The sequence below is a fragment of the Microbacterium sp. Beta genome (assembly GCF_005502545.1).
GTDB lineage: Bacteria > Actinomycetota > Actinomycetes > Actinomycetales > Microbacteriaceae > Microbacterium > Microbacterium oxydans.
The window spans coordinates 1-14619 of sequence record NZ_SCOG01000022.1 but is presented as its reverse complement, the minus strand read 5'-3'; the positions used below and the strand labels follow the sequence as shown (position 1 = coordinate 14619).

The 14619-nt window shown below is 68.8% G+C and carries 18 protein-coding genes; 7 read left to right on the top strand and 11 right to left on the bottom strand.

Annotated elements, in window-relative coordinates:
- Positions 1 to 135 precede the first annotated feature (135 nt).
- The 6 genes from FFS56_RS16440 to FFS56_RS16415 all read right to left on the bottom strand — a co-directional run bounded on the left by FFS56_RS16440 (position 136) and on the right by FFS56_RS16415 (position 5838).
- On the bottom strand, positions 136 to 873 hold the full coding sequence (locus FFS56_RS16440; RefSeq protein WP_046748569.1) for an amino acid ABC transporter ATP-binding protein: 738 nt from the start codon (positions 871 to 873) through the stop codon (positions 136 to 138).
- The gene (locus FFS56_RS16435; protein WP_127012824.1) at positions 870 to 1736 is read right to left on the bottom strand and encodes an amino acid ABC transporter permease; all 867 of its coding nucleotides are present in this window, start codon (positions 1734 to 1736) and stop codon (positions 870 to 872) included. The genes FFS56_RS16440 and FFS56_RS16435 overlap by 4 nt, the downstream gene beginning before the upstream one ends.
- Positions 1733 to 2584, bottom strand: coding sequence for an ABC transporter substrate-binding protein (locus FFS56_RS16430; RefSeq protein WP_046748567.1), 852 nt, complete (start codon positions 2582 to 2584; stop codon positions 1733 to 1735). The genes FFS56_RS16435 and FFS56_RS16430 overlap by 4 nt, the downstream gene beginning before the upstream one ends.
- 79 nt (positions 2585 to 2663) lie before the next feature.
- A complete protein-coding gene (locus FFS56_RS16425) occupies positions 2664 to 3092 on the bottom strand; it encodes a cupin domain-containing protein (RefSeq protein ID WP_046748566.1) in 429 nt (142 codons plus the stop codon).
- Positions 3089 to 4384, bottom strand: coding sequence for an amidohydrolase family protein (locus FFS56_RS16420; protein ID WP_046748565.1), 1296 nt, complete (start codon positions 4382 to 4384; stop codon positions 3089 to 3091). The genes FFS56_RS16425 and FFS56_RS16420 overlap by 4 nt, the downstream gene beginning before the upstream one ends.
- Complete coding sequence (locus tag FFS56_RS16415) at positions 4381 to 5838, bottom strand: adenosylhomocysteinase (protein WP_208644281.1); 1458 nt, start codon at positions 5836 to 5838, stop codon at positions 4381 to 4383. The genes FFS56_RS16420 and FFS56_RS16415 overlap by 4 nt, the downstream gene beginning before the upstream one ends.
- Before the next feature lie 79 nt (positions 5839 to 5917).
- Between FFS56_RS16415 and FFS56_RS16410 the strand changes: the two genes are divergently transcribed.
- From FFS56_RS16410 to FFS56_RS16400, 3 genes are all read left to right on the top strand, one after another.
- Positions 5918 to 6166, top strand: a complete 249-nt coding sequence (locus tag FFS56_RS16410; protein ID WP_052748764.1) for a type II toxin-antitoxin system Phd/YefM family antitoxin — start codon at positions 5918 to 5920, stop codon at positions 6164 to 6166.
- On the top strand, positions 6163 to 6420 hold the full coding sequence (locus FFS56_RS16405; protein WP_127012826.1) for a type II toxin-antitoxin system RelE/ParE family toxin: 258 nt from the start codon (positions 6163 to 6165) through the stop codon (positions 6418 to 6420). The genes FFS56_RS16410 and FFS56_RS16405 overlap by 4 nt, the downstream gene beginning before the upstream one ends.
- Before the next feature lie 85 nt (positions 6421 to 6505).
- Positions 6506 to 7888 carry an LLM class flavin-dependent oxidoreductase gene (locus FFS56_RS16400; RefSeq protein ID WP_046748563.1) on the top strand — a complete coding sequence of 461 codons (1383 nt, stop codon included), beginning with the start codon at positions 6506 to 6508 and terminating at the stop codon, positions 7886 to 7888.
- Between the two features lie 75 nt (positions 7889 to 7963).
- Here FFS56_RS16400 and FFS56_RS16395 read toward each other — a convergent pair whose 3' ends face one another.
- Positions 7964 to 8806, bottom strand: coding sequence for a helix-turn-helix transcriptional regulator (locus FFS56_RS16395; protein ID WP_127012827.1), 843 nt, complete (start codon positions 8804 to 8806; stop codon positions 7964 to 7966).
- A gap of 121 nt (positions 8807 to 8927) precedes the next feature.
- Here FFS56_RS16395 and FFS56_RS16390 point away from each other — a divergent pair, with 121 nt between their 5' ends.
- Positions 8928 to 9869 carry an SDR family oxidoreductase gene (locus FFS56_RS16390; RefSeq protein WP_127012828.1) on the top strand — a complete coding sequence of 314 codons (942 nt, stop codon included), beginning with the start codon at positions 8928 to 8930 and terminating at the stop codon, positions 9867 to 9869.
- A 7-nt stretch (positions 9870 to 9876) separates the two neighbouring features.
- Here FFS56_RS16390 and FFS56_RS20615 read toward each other — a convergent pair whose 3' ends face one another.
- Complete coding sequence (locus FFS56_RS20615; RefSeq protein ID WP_046748560.1) at positions 9877 to 10053, bottom strand: hypothetical protein; 177 nt, start codon at positions 10051 to 10053, stop codon at positions 9877 to 9879.
- Between the two features lie 9 nt (positions 10054 to 10062).
- Positions 10063 to 10428: an NUDIX hydrolase gene (locus FFS56_RS16385; RefSeq protein WP_046748559.1), complete on the bottom strand. Its 366-nt coding sequence runs from the start codon at positions 10426 to 10428 to the stop codon at positions 10063 to 10065.
- A 54-nt stretch (positions 10429 to 10482) separates the two neighbouring features.
- On the opposite strand from FFS56_RS16385, the gene FFS56_RS16380 reads away from it, so the two are divergent.
- Complete coding sequence (locus FFS56_RS16380; protein WP_046748558.1) at positions 10483 to 11232, top strand: DeoR/GlpR family DNA-binding transcription regulator; 750 nt, start codon at positions 10483 to 10485, stop codon at positions 11230 to 11232.
- On the opposite strand, the gene FFS56_RS20710 is transcribed toward FFS56_RS16380, so the two are convergent.
- A complete protein-coding gene (locus FFS56_RS20710) occupies positions 11165 to 11512 on the bottom strand; it encodes a hypothetical protein (protein ID WP_212742676.1) in 348 nt (115 codons plus the stop codon). The genes FFS56_RS16380 and FFS56_RS20710 overlap by 68 nt on opposite strands.
- 1324 nt (positions 11513 to 12836) lie before the next feature.
- Positions 12837 to 13592: a MerR family transcriptional regulator gene (locus FFS56_RS16375; RefSeq protein ID WP_233437345.1), complete on the bottom strand. Its 756-nt coding sequence runs from the start codon at positions 13590 to 13592 to the stop codon at positions 12837 to 12839.
- Positions 13593 to 13653: 61 nt separating this feature from the next.
- Between FFS56_RS16375 and FFS56_RS16370 the strand changes: the two genes are divergently transcribed.
- Together FFS56_RS16370 and FFS56_RS16365 are read left to right on the top strand one after the other, a co-directional pair.
- Positions 13654 to 14127: a DUF6194 family protein gene (locus FFS56_RS16370; protein ID WP_127012829.1), complete on the top strand. Its 474-nt coding sequence runs from the start codon at positions 13654 to 13656 to the stop codon at positions 14125 to 14127.
- A 5-nt stretch (positions 14128 to 14132) separates the two neighbouring features.
- Positions 14133 to 14619: putative immunity protein (locus FFS56_RS16365; protein WP_212742675.1), on the top strand; the 487-nt coding region annotated here is incomplete at its 3' end.

Sequence of the window (14619 nt, the reverse complement as noted above, 5' to 3'; positions counted from 1 at the left end):
TGCTCAAAGGAGACCTCTCGAGGATTCAGCGGAGACCTCAAGCTCAACACGAACGCCCGAGGGCACACATCCACCCTCAGTACCGCTTCTGTCCGTCGAGCGGATGAAGTCGGCGCGTGCGGGTCCTGGCGGGTGTCAGTGCCGCACGCGGGCCAGGAACTCCGTCGTGGCTGCGTGCTGCGGGGCGTCGAACACCTGCGAGGGCGGACCCTGCTCGACGACCACGCCGTGCTCGAGGAACACGATGCGGTCGGCCACCTCGCGGGCGAACGACATCTCGTGGGTGGCCATCACGATCGTGGCGCCCTGGACCTTCAGCTCGCGCACCAGGTCGAGCACCTCGCCGACCAGCTGCGGGTCGAGCGCGCTGGTGATCTCGTCGAGCAGCAGCACCTCGGGCTGCGTGAGGATCGCCCGCACGATCGCGACGCGCTGCTGCTGTCCGCCCGAGAGCCGGTCGGGGTACTCGTCGGCCTTGGCGCCGAGCCCGAGCGTCTCGAGCAGCGCGCGCGCCTTAGCCCGCGCCTCGGCCTTGCGCATCCCGTGCACGCGGACCGCGGCGAGCGTAACGTTGTCGAGCACGGTGAGATGCGGGAACAGGTTGAAGTGCTGGAACACGACCCCGATCCGCCCCCGTACGGCGTCGGCATCCACCCGCGGGTCGGTGATGTCCTCCCCCGAGAGGAAGATCTGCCCGTCGTCGATCCCCTCGATGAGGTTCATGGTCTTGAGGAGCGTCGACTTGCCCGAGCCGGAGGCGCCGATGAGCACGACGACCTCATGCGTGCCGACCGAGAGGTCGATGCCACGCAGCACGTCGTGGTCGCCGAAGCGCTTGCGCACGCCCTTGGCTTCGATCACCGGCACGCTCATACGACTCCTCCGGCCTGCTCGCGCTTGTTCAGACGCGCCGTGACGACGTCGGTCAGGCGGATCATCGGCCAGCTGAGCACGATGAACATGAGGCCGGCCACGACGTAGGGGGTGAAGTTGTAGGTCTCGGCGACCATCAGCTGCGCGGCCCTGACGGCATCGACCGCACCGAGGACGGAGATCAGACCCACGTCCTTCTGCATAGACACGAAGTCGTTCATGAGTGCGGGCACGACCTTGCGGACGCCCTGCGGGATCACGACGATCCGCAGCGTCTGCCCGTGCGTGAGTCCGAGCGAGCGCGCGGCGATGCGCTGCGAGGGGTGCACCGCCTCCATGCCGGCCCTGAGCACCTCGGCGACGTACGCGGAGTAGGTGAGGACCAGCGCGATCGTGCCCCAGAACATCGCGGGCATGCGCGGGAAGATCCCGAGCGCGGGGATGCCGAAGCCCACCAGGTACAGCACGATCAGCAGCGGGATGCCGCGGAAGAAGTCGGTGTACGCCGCAGCGAGCGCACGCAGCGGGAAGAACACGGGGCCACGCAAAGAGCGCAGGGTGGCCAGGAGCGTGCCGAGGATCGCGACGCACACCACGGCGATGACGAGCACGAGCAGGTTGACGAGCAGCCCCTGGAAGATCGGACCGATGCTCTCGAGCGCCACCTGCGGGTCGAAGAACGTCTGGCTGACGATCGCCCAACCGGGAGTGTTGACAACGACGACGATCAGCACCACGGCGAGCGCGAGGCTGCTGCCGAAGGCGATCAGGACCGAGCGCGTGGTGGCCCGGCGCCGCAGAGCGCGGCGTGACAGCTCGAGCTCGCTCGGCTGCCACTCCACGTCGACGGAGGTCGAGGTCATTTCAGGACGGGGACGTCGACCGCGTCGCTGAGCCACTTCTGCTGCAGCTCGTCGAGCGTGCCGTCTTCGCGTAGGGCGTCGACCGCCTTGGTGACGTCGGCTGTGAGGGCGGAGCCCTTGGGCAGCACGATGCCGAAGTCGTCTCCGCCGTTCGCGTCGGCGAACTGTCCGGTGACCACGCCGTCGTCGAGCTGAGCGCCGACCACGTAGAAGGCACCGGGGAGGTCGGTGATCATGGCGTCGATCTGACCGCCCTTGAGCGCGAGCACGACGTCGTCGACCGAGTTGAAGACGCTGAGGTTGCCTTCGCCGAGCTGAGCCTTCGCGACCGTGTAGCTGGTGGTGCCGCTGGCGACGCCGACCTTGGTGGCCTTGAGCTCGTCGATCGTGGTCGCGGATGCGGCGGGTGAATCACCCACGGCCACAACGGCCTGCGTGGTCGTGTAGTACGGCGACGAGAAGTCGACGGCCTTCTTGCGGTCGTCGGTGATGGAGAACTGCTGCAGGTTGATGTCCCAGTCCTTGGGACCGGGAGCGATGGCGCCGTCGAAGGTGGTGCGCACCCAGACGATGTCGTCGGCCGCGTACCCGAGCTGCTCGGCGACCGCGTTCGCGACCGCGCCCTCGAAGCCCTCGCCGTTGGAGGGGTCGTCGTCGACGAACCACGGCTCGTAGTTGGGCTCGCCGGTGGCGATCGTGAGCTTGCCCTCGGTCACGGTCGAGAGGCCCGACCCGTCACCGCTGCCGGAGTCGGAGGACGGCGAGGTGCATGCGGAGAGAGTGAGCGCGATGGCGGCGGCCGCAGCGGTGACGGCGGCTGCGCGGCGGAGGGAGAGGGCGAAGGGCACGATGACTCCAGGGCGAAGAAGGGTAGGGAGGAGAGCGCGGGGCAGGGCGGGTCCGCCAGGTGTCGAGGCGGGTCTGCCTCTACAGAGTAGGCGATGCGGCGAGTCGCCAATCGGCGAAGTCGAAACCTGGCGACACGAAGCACGACACCAGCACCTCGTCGGCGTCGAGCGGCCGCGCGGCCTGCCAGACACCGGCGGGCACGAGCACCTGCGCCGCGTCGTCGGGTCCGAGCACCACCGGGGTCGCCACCCCCGGCTCCGCGCCGTCGCCACCGAGACTCAGTTCGAGCCGCCCCGGGCCGTGCCACAGCCACAGCTCGTCGCTGGTCACGACGTGCCACTCACTCCGTTCCGACGGCAGCAGCAGGTAGTGGATGCAGGTGGCCGCCGGGCGCGGACCGTTCGGCGTCTCGACGGGAAGCGGGCTCGTCCAGGTGCGACGGAACCAGCCGCCCTCGGGGTGCGGGGCGAGGTCGAGCCGTTCGGCGGTCGCGGGGCGCTGTGTCATGCCGGTGCTCCGGTTTCGGGGAAGGAGTCGACGGCGTAGCGGACCTCGCCGGAGATGATGGTGGCGGCCGTGCGGCCCGCCCCGTGCTCGACGAGTTCGACCACGGCATCGGGGCCGGACGGGACGTCGAAGAACGTGAGGTCGGCGAGTGCCCCCACCGCGAGGTACCCGGTGCGGTCGGGACCGACGTCGATGCCCATGGCGTGCGCTCCTCCGAGGGTGGCCGCACCCAGCAGGCGGGCGTGCAGGTCGCGGTCGGTGTACCCCTGCGAGCGGGCGATGCGCGCGAGCTCGGCCACATCGGCCAGCACATCGAGCGAGGGGCTCGACGACAACGAGTCGGTGCCGACGGCGATCGGGCTGCCCTCGCGCAGGTACGCGGCGATCGGGGGTTCCTCGAGCCCGATGACGGCGTTCGATCGCGGGCACAGCGCCACGGTGGTGCGGCGCTCCCGGAGAATGGCACGGTCCCTGGCGCTCATGTACACCCCGTGCGCGATGTGGCAGTCCGGTCCGAGCACGCCGAGCTGATCGACGAACTCGGTGGCGCTGGTGCCGAATCCGGCCTTGCGCAGCTCCTGGAAGCTCGCGAGCCCTGCCGTGTGCCAGGCCTGCGGGTGCTCGTGCGCGAACTCGCTCTCGAAAGCAGCCTCGCCGAGGTGGATGTGGATGCGTCCGCCGCGCTCGCGCACGATGTCGGGGATCTCCAGCAGCGGCTCGATGTCGAGCGAGTAGGGAGCGTGGGGTGAGAGGCCCGTCCCCGGCGGCGTCGGCAGCGCGTCGAGCGCCTGCTCCACCTGCTCGCGCCCGGTGCGAGCCCAGTCGGCGTTGGTCCAGCTCATCACCTCCCAGTAGGTGATGCCGTGCAGGCGGGCGTCGTGCAATGCGGTCGCTGCCGCCCTGTCGGTCACGACATCCGCAACGGCCGTCGTGCCGAAACGCAGTGCCTGTGCGGCACCGTCGGCCGCGTCCGCCGCCCAGTCGCGCCCACCTTCGTAGACCGGATCGAACGCGCGCACCCAGTCGTCGAAGCCGTCGTACTGCCCGCGCCCGACCGAGGCCATGCCCGTGTACTGCAGGTGGGTGTGCGCGTTCACGAGACCGGGGGTGAGCACGCCGTGCCAGTGCACCTCCTCCGCCTCGATCCCGCGTTCCGAGAGCGACCGCAGCACCCACTCGCGTTCGCCCACGTGCATGATCCGTCCGTCGCGCACGGCGACCGCACCGTCGACGATCGGTGGGGCGGTGATCGGCACGACGAGCCCCGCGGAGTAGACGGTCACGGCGGTCATGCGGACTCTCCTCGGAAACGCGGCGAGCGCCATTCGCGCAGCGCGTCGATCTGGGCGGCGCTGCGCTGGTCGATGCGCTCTCCGCGCAGGGCGAGAGCGGCCGTGCCGATGGCGGTGTCGGCCTCGGCGGGAAGGGCATGCACTCCGACGGGCAGCGCGAGCGAGAGCAGGTGCTCGACGGCGTACAACTGCACGGCGAACGACAGATCCATGATCTCGATCGGGTTGCCCTCGCCGGCTGCGAGGTTCACGCATCCGGCCCTCGCGATCACGAGCGCGCCGTCTCCCGCACGCTCGACGAACGGCGATCTCTGCCCGTCCGCTCCTGCGTACGACTGCAACGTCGACACATCGAAGTCGACCTCGTGCGGAACACCGCCGGCGACCGCGACGATCGCCGCCGTGCGCAGCACCTCGGCATCGACCGTGTGCGGCGCACCGGTGGCCGAGACGACGAGCGCTCCGGGGGCGAGGTCGTGCAGACGCCCGATGCGGTAGCCGTCGTGCGCGGCGCGAAGTGCGCGCACCGGGTCGGTCTCGGTGACGCCGACCTGCACGCCCAGCGCCCGCAGGTGGGCGGCGACGCCCTCTCCTACGGGCCCGTAGCCCACGACCACGGCCCGCTGGTCGCGAAGGTCGATGCCGGCGTCGTCCAGGGCGTCGGCGATCGCGAAGACGCACGACTGGCCGGTGCCGTAGCGGTTGTCGAAAGAGGTCTTGGTCTGGGCGTCGTTCACCGCGATGACCGGGATCTCGAGCACTCCTTCGCGCTCCATGAGCCGCAGGGGCGTGAGTCCACTCGTGGTCTCCTCCGCCGCCCCACGCAACGCGGCTGCGAGACCCTCCTCGTGCGCGAGACGGATCAGGTGGGAGCCGTCGTCGAGCAGCAGGTCGAAGCCGCGGCGCAGGAAGGCCACGGCAGCGGCGCGCTCCGCAGCTGCCGACAGGGCCGGGTCACCGTCGACGGGGATTCCGCGGGATCGCAGCACCTGGGCGACCTCGACATCGATCTCATCCGGGTGGGCGTAGACGGCGACCGTCGCTCCGGCATCCCGCAGCAGCAGGGCGAGCTGGGCGGTCTTCGGCTCCAGCACCATCGCGATGCCGATCCGCACTCCCTTCACCGTGCCGGCCTCGCGCAGGCGTCGCGCGCGATCGGTGGCGACGGGCATGTGACGTCCGGCCGCATCGACACGGTCGTGAGCCGTCTCACGCGCAGGGAGAGCCTTGCCGTCGAGCAGGATCTCGGGCGTCGCACCCGGTGCGAAGACGACTCCGTGGCCGACCGTGCCAGCGTCGCCGAGATGCGCGCCGAACGCGGGGAGCAGTCGACGCAGCTCGTCGGCCACACCATCCGTCCCGACGACGGAGAAATCCCGACCGGCCACGAGCAGGTTGGTCTCGCGGGCGAAGCGCCGCACCAGACGTTGGGCTGTCGCGGTCTCGTCGGTCACCAGTCAAGGGTAGAGCCCGCCGGGGTGGAGCATCGCCCTTTCCATGTACATCACACTGAGCCAGATGTACAATAGTGGGATGTCCACTGTCAGCGTCGCCGACGCCCGCAACAACCTCTCCACGGTCATCGCCCGTTCTCAGGAGGAAGCGGTGTTCATCGAACGTCGCGGTCAGCGTGCAGCCGTGATCGTCAGCCCGGAGCAGTACGAGCGAATGCAGGAAGCTCTCGAGGACGCCGAGGACGTGGCCGCGTTCGACGAGGCGATGGCGGAGGAAGGTCCCGACCTCCCCTGGGATCAGGTGAAGGCCGACCTGGGCTGGACGTGAGCTACCGGATCGAGCTGCGTCCGGCCGCGGTTCGAGCCCTGAAGAAGATCGACCATCAGGATCGCGACCGCATTCGCGGAGCTATCGCCCTGCTCGGGGAGAACCCGCGCCCTCCCGGCGCGAAGGCGCTGCAGGGGCGCGATGGGCTCCGAGTCCGAGTCGGGAACTATCGGATCATCTACACGATCGACGACGATGTGCTCGTCATCGCGGTCGTCACGCTCGGCCACCGCCGGGACGTCTACGGACGCTGAGCTCTCCCGCGAGCCTGCCCTCGAATGTGTCGGCGCGTGTCGGCGACCCTGGATTCCCCGGCGCGGTTCGCCTTTCATGGAGCCCATGACCCGTCAGATCCGCTTCAACGCCTTCGACATGAACTGCGTCGCCCACCAGTCGTCCGGGCTGTGGCGCCACCCCGACGACCGGTCGCGGCAGTACAACACCATCTCGTACTGGACCGACCTGGCGAAGCTGCTGGAGAGTGCGACCTTCGACGGCATCTTCATCGCCGACGTGCTCGGCACCTACGACGTGTACGGCGGCACGAACGAGGCCGCCATCCGCAACGGCGCCCAGGTGCCGGTGAACGACCCGATCCTGCTGGTGAGCGCGATGGCCGCGGTCACCGAGAACCTGGGCTTCGGCATCACAGCGGGTACCGCGTTCGAGCACCCCTACCCGTTCGCGCGCCGGTTGAGCACGCTCGACCACCTCACGCAGGGCCGCGTCGGCTGGAACGTCGTGACCGGTTACCTGCCCAGCGCCGCGCGCAACATGGGCCAGGAGGACCAGCTCGCGCACGACGACCGCTACGACCACGCCGACGAGTACGTCGAGGTGCTCTACAAGCTCTGGGAGGGCTCCTGGGAAGACGACGCCGTGGTCGAAGACCGCGAGCGCGGCATCTTCACCGACCCCGGCAAGGTGCACCCGATCGGGCATGAGGGGAAGCACTTCAGCGTTCCCGGCATCCACATCTCCGAGCCGTCACCACAGCGCACACCGGTGATCTACCAGGCCGGCGCGAGCCCGCGCGGGGTGAAGTTCGCCGCCGAGAACGCCGAGGCCATCTTCGTCGCCGCCCCCTCGAAGGAGGTGCTCGCCGGCACGGTGAAGCGCATCCGCGACGCCCTGGAAGCCGCGGGGCGCGACCGCCACGACGCCCGCATCTACACGCTGCTCACCGTGATCACCGCCGCGACGAGCGAAGAGGCGACCGCGAAGCACGCCGAGTACCTCTCCTACGCCAGCCCGGAGGGCGCACTCACCTTCATGTCGGGGTGGATGGGCGTCGACCTGTCCCAGTACGCGGAGGACGAGCCGGTCGGGAACGTCGAGTCGAACGCGATCCAGTCGGTGCTGCAGCACCTGAAGGAAGAGGCCGACCTCGGTCGCGAGTGGACTGTCGGCGACTTCGGGCGCCACAACGCGATCGGCGGCCTCGGCCCCACGATCGTCGGCTCGGGCGAGGAGATCGCCGACGAGCTGCAGTCCTGGGTCGACGAGACCGACATCGACGGCTTCAACCTCGCCTATGCGGTCACGCCCGGCACGTGGCAGGACATCATCGAGCACGTGATCCCGGTGCTGCGCGCGCGTGGCGCCTACCCGGAGGAATATGCGCCCGGCACGCTCCGCAACAAGCTCCACGGCCGCGGCGACCGCGTGCAGGACACGCACCGCGCAGCGAAGTACCGCGTCGGCTCCTTCGCGAAGGCGTAGCCCTCTCGCCTTCGAATCGCGCAAACGGGTGCTGCGGACGCCGTTTCCCCACCATCTGCGCGATTCGAAAGTCCCCTACACGAAGACCCGGGGAGCCAGGGTCGACAGCAGAGCGAGCTTCTCGTAGCTCTCCGACCCCGGGATCGCGGTGTAGACGAGAAGGAACTGCGACTGCTCGGGATCGACGAGACTCTGACACGTCAGCTCGAGCGGCCCGAGGCTGGGATGCACGAAGCGCTTCGTCTCGCGGGGCCGGAGGCCGACCTCATGACGCTCCCAGATCTCGCGGAACTCCGCGCTGTGCTCCTGCAGCGCGTCGGCCATGCGGGCAGCGCGCGATGAGGGGCCCCGCCGGGCGATGACCTCCCGCAGACCAGACACCCACAGCCGCGACAGGAACTCGTGCTCGGCGGGGTCGTACAGGTCCCGCGTGGATGGCTCGCGGAACCAGCGATAACAGAGGCTCCGCTCCATGCCGGTGAGGTGTGCCGTGTCGCCGGTGAGCGCTACGCCGAGGGGCGTCTGCCGCAGGGTCTCTCCGAGTTCGCTCACGATCTCGGCCGGAGTGTCCTGCAGCCGGTCGAGGATCCGCAGCATCCCCGGTCCGATGTGGTCGCCGACTCCGCCCCGTGCGGGCGGTTGATGTCCGGCGAGGCGGAACAGGTGGTCGCGCTCGTCGATCGTGAGGTGCAGCCCCTGGGCGATCGCGGCGAGCATCTGCTCCGAGGGCAGCGGCCCGTCGCCGCGTTCGAGTCGCGCGTAGTAGTCGGCCGACATGTGGCTGAGCGCGGCCACCTCCTCGCGACGGAGCCCCTCGGTGCGCCGTCGCGCCCCCCGCGCCAACCCCACGTCCTCCGGTTGCAGACTGTCTCGCCGCAGTCGCAGGAACCCCGCGAGCGCCGTCCTGTCGATGGCCATCCGGCCCTCCTCCCGACGCCCCGATCCTCGCATCCGTCCGTGCCGGTATCCACTGCATGGGGAGTCCTGGTTGCGGCGACGCCCAGCACGCACGCTGGAGGAAGACCCGAAGGAGCACATCATGAGCCCGCGCATCCCCGACATCCGCATCCCCTCTCTCGCCGGCCGCCGTGCGGTGGTGACGGGAGGGAGCGACGGCATCGGCCTGCACATCGCCACGCGTCTCGCCCGTGCCGGAGCCGAGATCGTGCTCCCCGTGCGCAATCCGCGGAAGGGGGATGCCGCCGCCGCGACCATCAGGGACACCGCGGCGGGTGCGCAGGTGCAGACCGCGCCGCTCGACCTCTCATCGCTCGACTCCGTGGCGGAGTTCGGCGAGGCGATGCGGAGGGACGGCAGCCCCGTGCATCTGCTCATCAACAACGCCGGGGTGATGACCCCGCCTGACCGTCAGACGACCGTCGACGGGTTCGAGGTGCAGTACGGGACGAATCATCTCGGGCACTTCGCCCTGGTCGCACACCTTCTTCCCGTGCTCAGCGCGGGGCAGGCGCGCGTGACCTCCCAGGTGAGCGTGGCCGCGGCCCGCGGAACGATCGACTGGCAGGATCCGAACGGGGAGCAGTCGTACGACGGGATGCGGGCTTACCGGCAGTCGAAGATCGCGCTCGGGTTGTTCGGCCTCGAACTCGACCGGCGCAGCCAGGCGCTCGGATGGGGCATCACGTCGAACCTGTCCCACCCCGGAGTCGCCCCCACGAGCCTGCTCGCCGCCCGTCCGGAACTCGGTCGCGCCGACGACACCGTCGAGGTGAGGGTGATCCGGTGGGCGTCCCAGCGCGGGCTGATCGTCGGCACGGCCGAGAGCGCCGCGTTGCCCGCCCTGTTCGCGGCAGCGTCGTCGTCCGCTCTGCCCGGCCGCCTGTACGGCCCGCGCGGTCCTGGCCACATGGGCGGCGCTCCGGCCGAGCAGGCCCTGTACCGTCCGCTGCGGAGCACGGCGGATGCCGCGCGCAGCTGGGACCTCTCGGAGCAGCTGAGCGGCGTGACCTACCCGCGGTGACGTCTGGTCAGTCGTCGCTGCGGCTGAAGATCCCTCGCAGCACGAGGAAGACCACCACGGCCACGACCGCGACGATCCCGAGCTTGAAGATGAAAGCGAGGACCGAGAACAACGCGCTCACGATCCACCACGCGATCACGACGGCGAGGATGACGCCGAGGATGGTCCAGAGGTTCTTGGTCATGCCTCCAGCCTACGGAGTCGAAGCTGCAGGAATCTCGTCGAGCGACCGGTACACGGGCAGCCCGAGCTCGTGGGCGATCTCGACGTCCTTGTCGGCGCCGGACGACTCCCCCGGCAGCCGCAGCACCGCGTCGCAGTGCAGGAGCAGTCGGCGGGCGGTCTCGTACATGACGTCGCCCTCGCCGGAGTCGCCCGGCTCGAGGGTGCGCAGGACCGGCAATGCGACCCACTCCCCGATCATCGGCACGTGGCCGAGGCGGAAGATCGGACCGGACGCCTCCTCCAAGCGCGCGAGATTGCGAGCGATCAGGGCGGGGTCGCCGTTCGTGCCGGAACGGTAGGGGCCGGCGATCAGGATCAGGAGTGGCTTCATCATGGAGATGACTGTAGTCTGAATCATGCATAAACGTGCAACTTCGTGAGGAAACGTATGCTCGCTGCTCAGCGCAAGGACCACCTGCTCGACGTGCTCACCCGCGAGGGACGGGTCGTGGCGAAGGCTGCGGCCGATGAACTCGGAGTATCGGAAGACGCCATCCGTCGCGACCTCCGCGAGCTCGCCGACGAGGGAAGGCTCCAGCGCGTGTACGGCGGCGCGCTGCCCATCGCCGCGGCCGATCGCCCGGTGCGCGAGCGCCACGATCTGGCGACCCAGAGCAAGGAGCGGGTCGCCCGCCAGGCGGTCACGACCATCCTCCCCGGATCGACGATCGTGCTGGATGCCGGCACCACCACGCTCGCGATGGCGCGACTGCTTCCCTCCGGCACCGACATCACGGTCATCACCCCGAGTCCTGCCGTCGCCCTGGCCGTCGCCGAGCACTCGGATGCGCGCGTGATCATGATCGGCGGCGAGCTCGCCCGACACTCTCTCGTCGCCGGCGGAGGACTCGCGATGGAGGCGATCCAGCACCTCGCTGCCGACGTGTTCTTCGTCGGCGTCACGGGCGTCGACCCCCGACACGGTCTCACGACGGGCGAACTCGACGATGCCGTCACCAAGCGGGCGATCGCCTCCCGATGCGCCGCGACCATCGTGCTGGCCAGCGACGAGAAGATCGGCGCCGCCTCGCGCTACCCGGTACTGCCGTTCGAGGCGATCGCCGCGGTCATCACCGACCCCCTCGACGAGAATCCGCTGATCCCCGAGGTCCTGGCGCAGATCCCGGCGCGGACGTGAGCGACGACCCCTCCTCCTCCGCGAGGTGTTCCGTCAGTAGGGCGTGCACGTCTCCTGCCGCCGCGAGGAGCGTGACGCTGCGGCGCGTGAGGTCGCCCAATCGCTCCGCGAGGATGCGCTGCACCTGCGCGGTGTCACCGTGCGCGCGCACCTCGTCGATGATCCGCGAAACGGCGGGGATGCCGTAGCCGCCCGAACGCAGGGCGGCGGCGATCCGCGCCTCGGTGATCCCAGCGGAGTCGTAGGAGCGGACCGATCCTGCACGCCGAAGGGGGCGCACGAGCCCTTAACGAATTGCCTCGCTCGACTTCCACTGATGCGGACTCGAGTGCGTGGACGAGCGTCTTGTTCGAGAGCAGTCGTCGTTCGTAGTCCGAGATGACGGTGACGGGTTCGAGGGTGACGGGCCAGCTCGCGGTTCAGTGCAGCGATTGCTCACCGCGTCATGAGATCAGACAGTCTTTAGCCGCACTGGAGCTTGTAATCGCCGGAGCTGAGCTGAGCTGACGCAGCGGTGACATCCTTGGCCCCAGAGGCTTTGAAATACGAGACAACGCGGAACGTGTGCTGCCCGGTCCCATTGCATTTGTACTGGACACTTTTTTGCACCATGTTCCACGTGCCAAAACTCTCGAAGGCTTCAGTAACGGGAACCCAGAGCCACCCGTTATGCATGAAAACGATGGACCTGATGTACGTCTTGGTGACGGCTCCCCAACAACTAGAGATTGCTGGCTTCGCGCCCACTGAACCGGAGGGGAATCCTTGTCCGGATGATCTCTTCCACATTTGTCCCACCGCAAAATGACAATTTCCTACTACCGTCGCTCTCGTGGTCGCACCTGGCGTCGATTCAGGAGCGCCGATGCTCGTGTCCGACCCAAGTGCATCCATCTCCGCGTCCGTCATCACCACCGCATCGGCAGGAAGCGGTGTTCCATCCGGGTAGACGAGGTACTCGTCGGGAACGTCCGCCGAGCTCACCGCTGTGAGTGGCGGGAGGTCGGGCGCGTCGTTCCCTGATGATGCCGCGTAAGCCGGGCTGCCGCCGGCTGCTACGATCCCGAGGATCAATGATCCAGCGAAAATAAAACCGAACTTGTGGTGGTGACGGTGTCTCATCTTTGAATACCTATTTCTAGTCAACTAAAACTTCCGCTAGACACTCGAGCCGCTCGACGCGCGGTAGGGGAGTCGTAGCGTCTACTGCGAATAAAGAGGCCCATCTGTTCCCGCGACCCGATAAGGCACAGAGACGGGGGTAAGCAGAACTGAGAGTCCGCTATCAGCCGCATACTTTTCCTGGAATTCGTACGCGTCGCTTTCGACGTCAAAGACGCCGATGAAACCAGGAGTTTCTTCCAAGTACACGATCCACACCATCATAAATGAAATGTATCACTTTCGATCTGGTGACCGTCCTCGGCTATCAGTGCCTTCGCCCCGCGTGACGATACTGTCAAGAACTTCTTCGTCATGAGCTATCTCCCTGAGTAACTGGAAGCTATAGCTTCGCCGACCCGCAAGCTCCGTGTCTGTAGGTGGGAGCAGTCAGCCACGCGCGTGATCATGTCGCGAGCCCGTGGCCGCTGGCTAATCTGACATCAGCGCTCGGACGTGAAGGATGGTCCGTCCGATCCGGCCCCCGCGAGGTGTTCCGTCAGTAGGGCGTGCACGTCTCCTGCCGCCGCGAGGAGCGTGACGCTGCGGCGCGTGAGGTCGCCCAATCGCTCCGCGAGGATGCGCTGCACCTGCGCGGTGTCACCGTGCGCGCGCACCTCGTCGATGATCCGCGAAACGGCGGGGATGCCGTAGCCGCCCGAACGCAGGGCGGCGGCGATCCGCGCCTCGGTGATCCCAGCGGAGTCGTAGGAGCGGACCGATCCTGCACGCCGAAGGGGGCGCACGAGCCCCTCGCGCTCCCAGTGCCGCAGTGCGGAGGAGCGGACGCCGAGCGCCTGGGCGAGTTCGCCGATGGCCATGGCATCGTCCTCGACGAACGGGTCGTCGGCCTCCGCCACCGCGTCCTCGAGTCCGCGCAGGGCCGCGCGCACCCGTGAGCGTTCGAGGGCGAGATCCGCGTGCAGGGTGTCGATCCGCTCCGCCGCCTGCTCGACCGATCCGCCGATGAGAGCGGGCATCAGTCGACGCGCGGGCACCGGACCGAGCGCCGTCGCCAACGCCCGATAGGCGTGCAGCGCCAGGACATGCGGCATCCGATACCGCCGGTACCCGTTCGCACCGCGCTCCGCGGCGGGGAGCACACCGAGTCGCTCGAGGTCGCGCACCTGCTGCGTCGAGTAGCCGACCAGCCGTCCGAGCGCCGCAGTGGTCATCACCTGCTCTTGAGGGTTCTGCACGTGCCTCCTTGTCTTTCCTGCCCTTGAGCCCACATAAGCACATCAGCCTCAGCATTGAAGGATGGAAATGCAGGAGATCATCGAAGAGGTCCGCTCGTTCGACGGCGTGCTCGTCGTCGCCCCGGAGGCAGGCAGCGACTTCCCCGAACTGTCATGGGGAGACGCATACTTCTACCACGCGCCCGACGGCCGGATGCCGGAGCGCACGCAGCCGTACGGGACGATCATCACGAAGGACTATCCCGACGACACGTCCTCCGCGCTGGACGCTCCAGGGCGCTTCCGGGTGAACATCCACGTCGGACGCGAGCGCGCGGACTCGATCATCGCGGAGTCGATCATCGCGGCGGGGTCTCTCACGGGCGGCGACACCGACCCGACGGCGGTCGACGTCTTCCAGCCTCACCCGTTGTACGGCACCGCCGGCTGGGTGTGCGTGATCAACCCCGCAGCGGCGACGGAGGGTGCCGTGCTCGCCCTTCTCCGCGAGGCGCACGAGGCCGCGCGCGCTCGCACCGGACGACGGACGAGGTGAACCCCATGTCGACTCCGCAGGGCATGACTCTTCAGGGCATGACCGAGACCGACCGTCGGATCGTCGCGGTGTGGGCGGCCGACTGCGCCGAGCGCGTGCTGCCGCTGTTCGAGACCGAGGCCCCGGACGACGACCGTGCGCGCGATGCCATCGCCAGGACGCGCGCCTTCGCGCGGGGCGAGCTCACGGCTGCGGGCGAGATCCGTCGTCGCTTCGTCGCGGGCAGGGCTGCTCGCAGCGCCGTGACCCCTGCCGGCACCGCCGCCGCCCGCTCCGCGGCACAGGCCGCAGGGGTCGCGCACATGGGTGCGCATGCTCTCGGGGCAGCCGCCTACGCCGCGCGGGCCGTCGAGCGGGCACACCCGGACGCCCCCGACGCCCGTGCATCCGACGCCCGTGCCGCAGAGGTGCGATGGCAACTCGCACACCTCTCTCCCGAAGCCGCTGCAGCCCTGCGCACCCTCCCACCGCTGGGCACCGACCCCGCCGGCC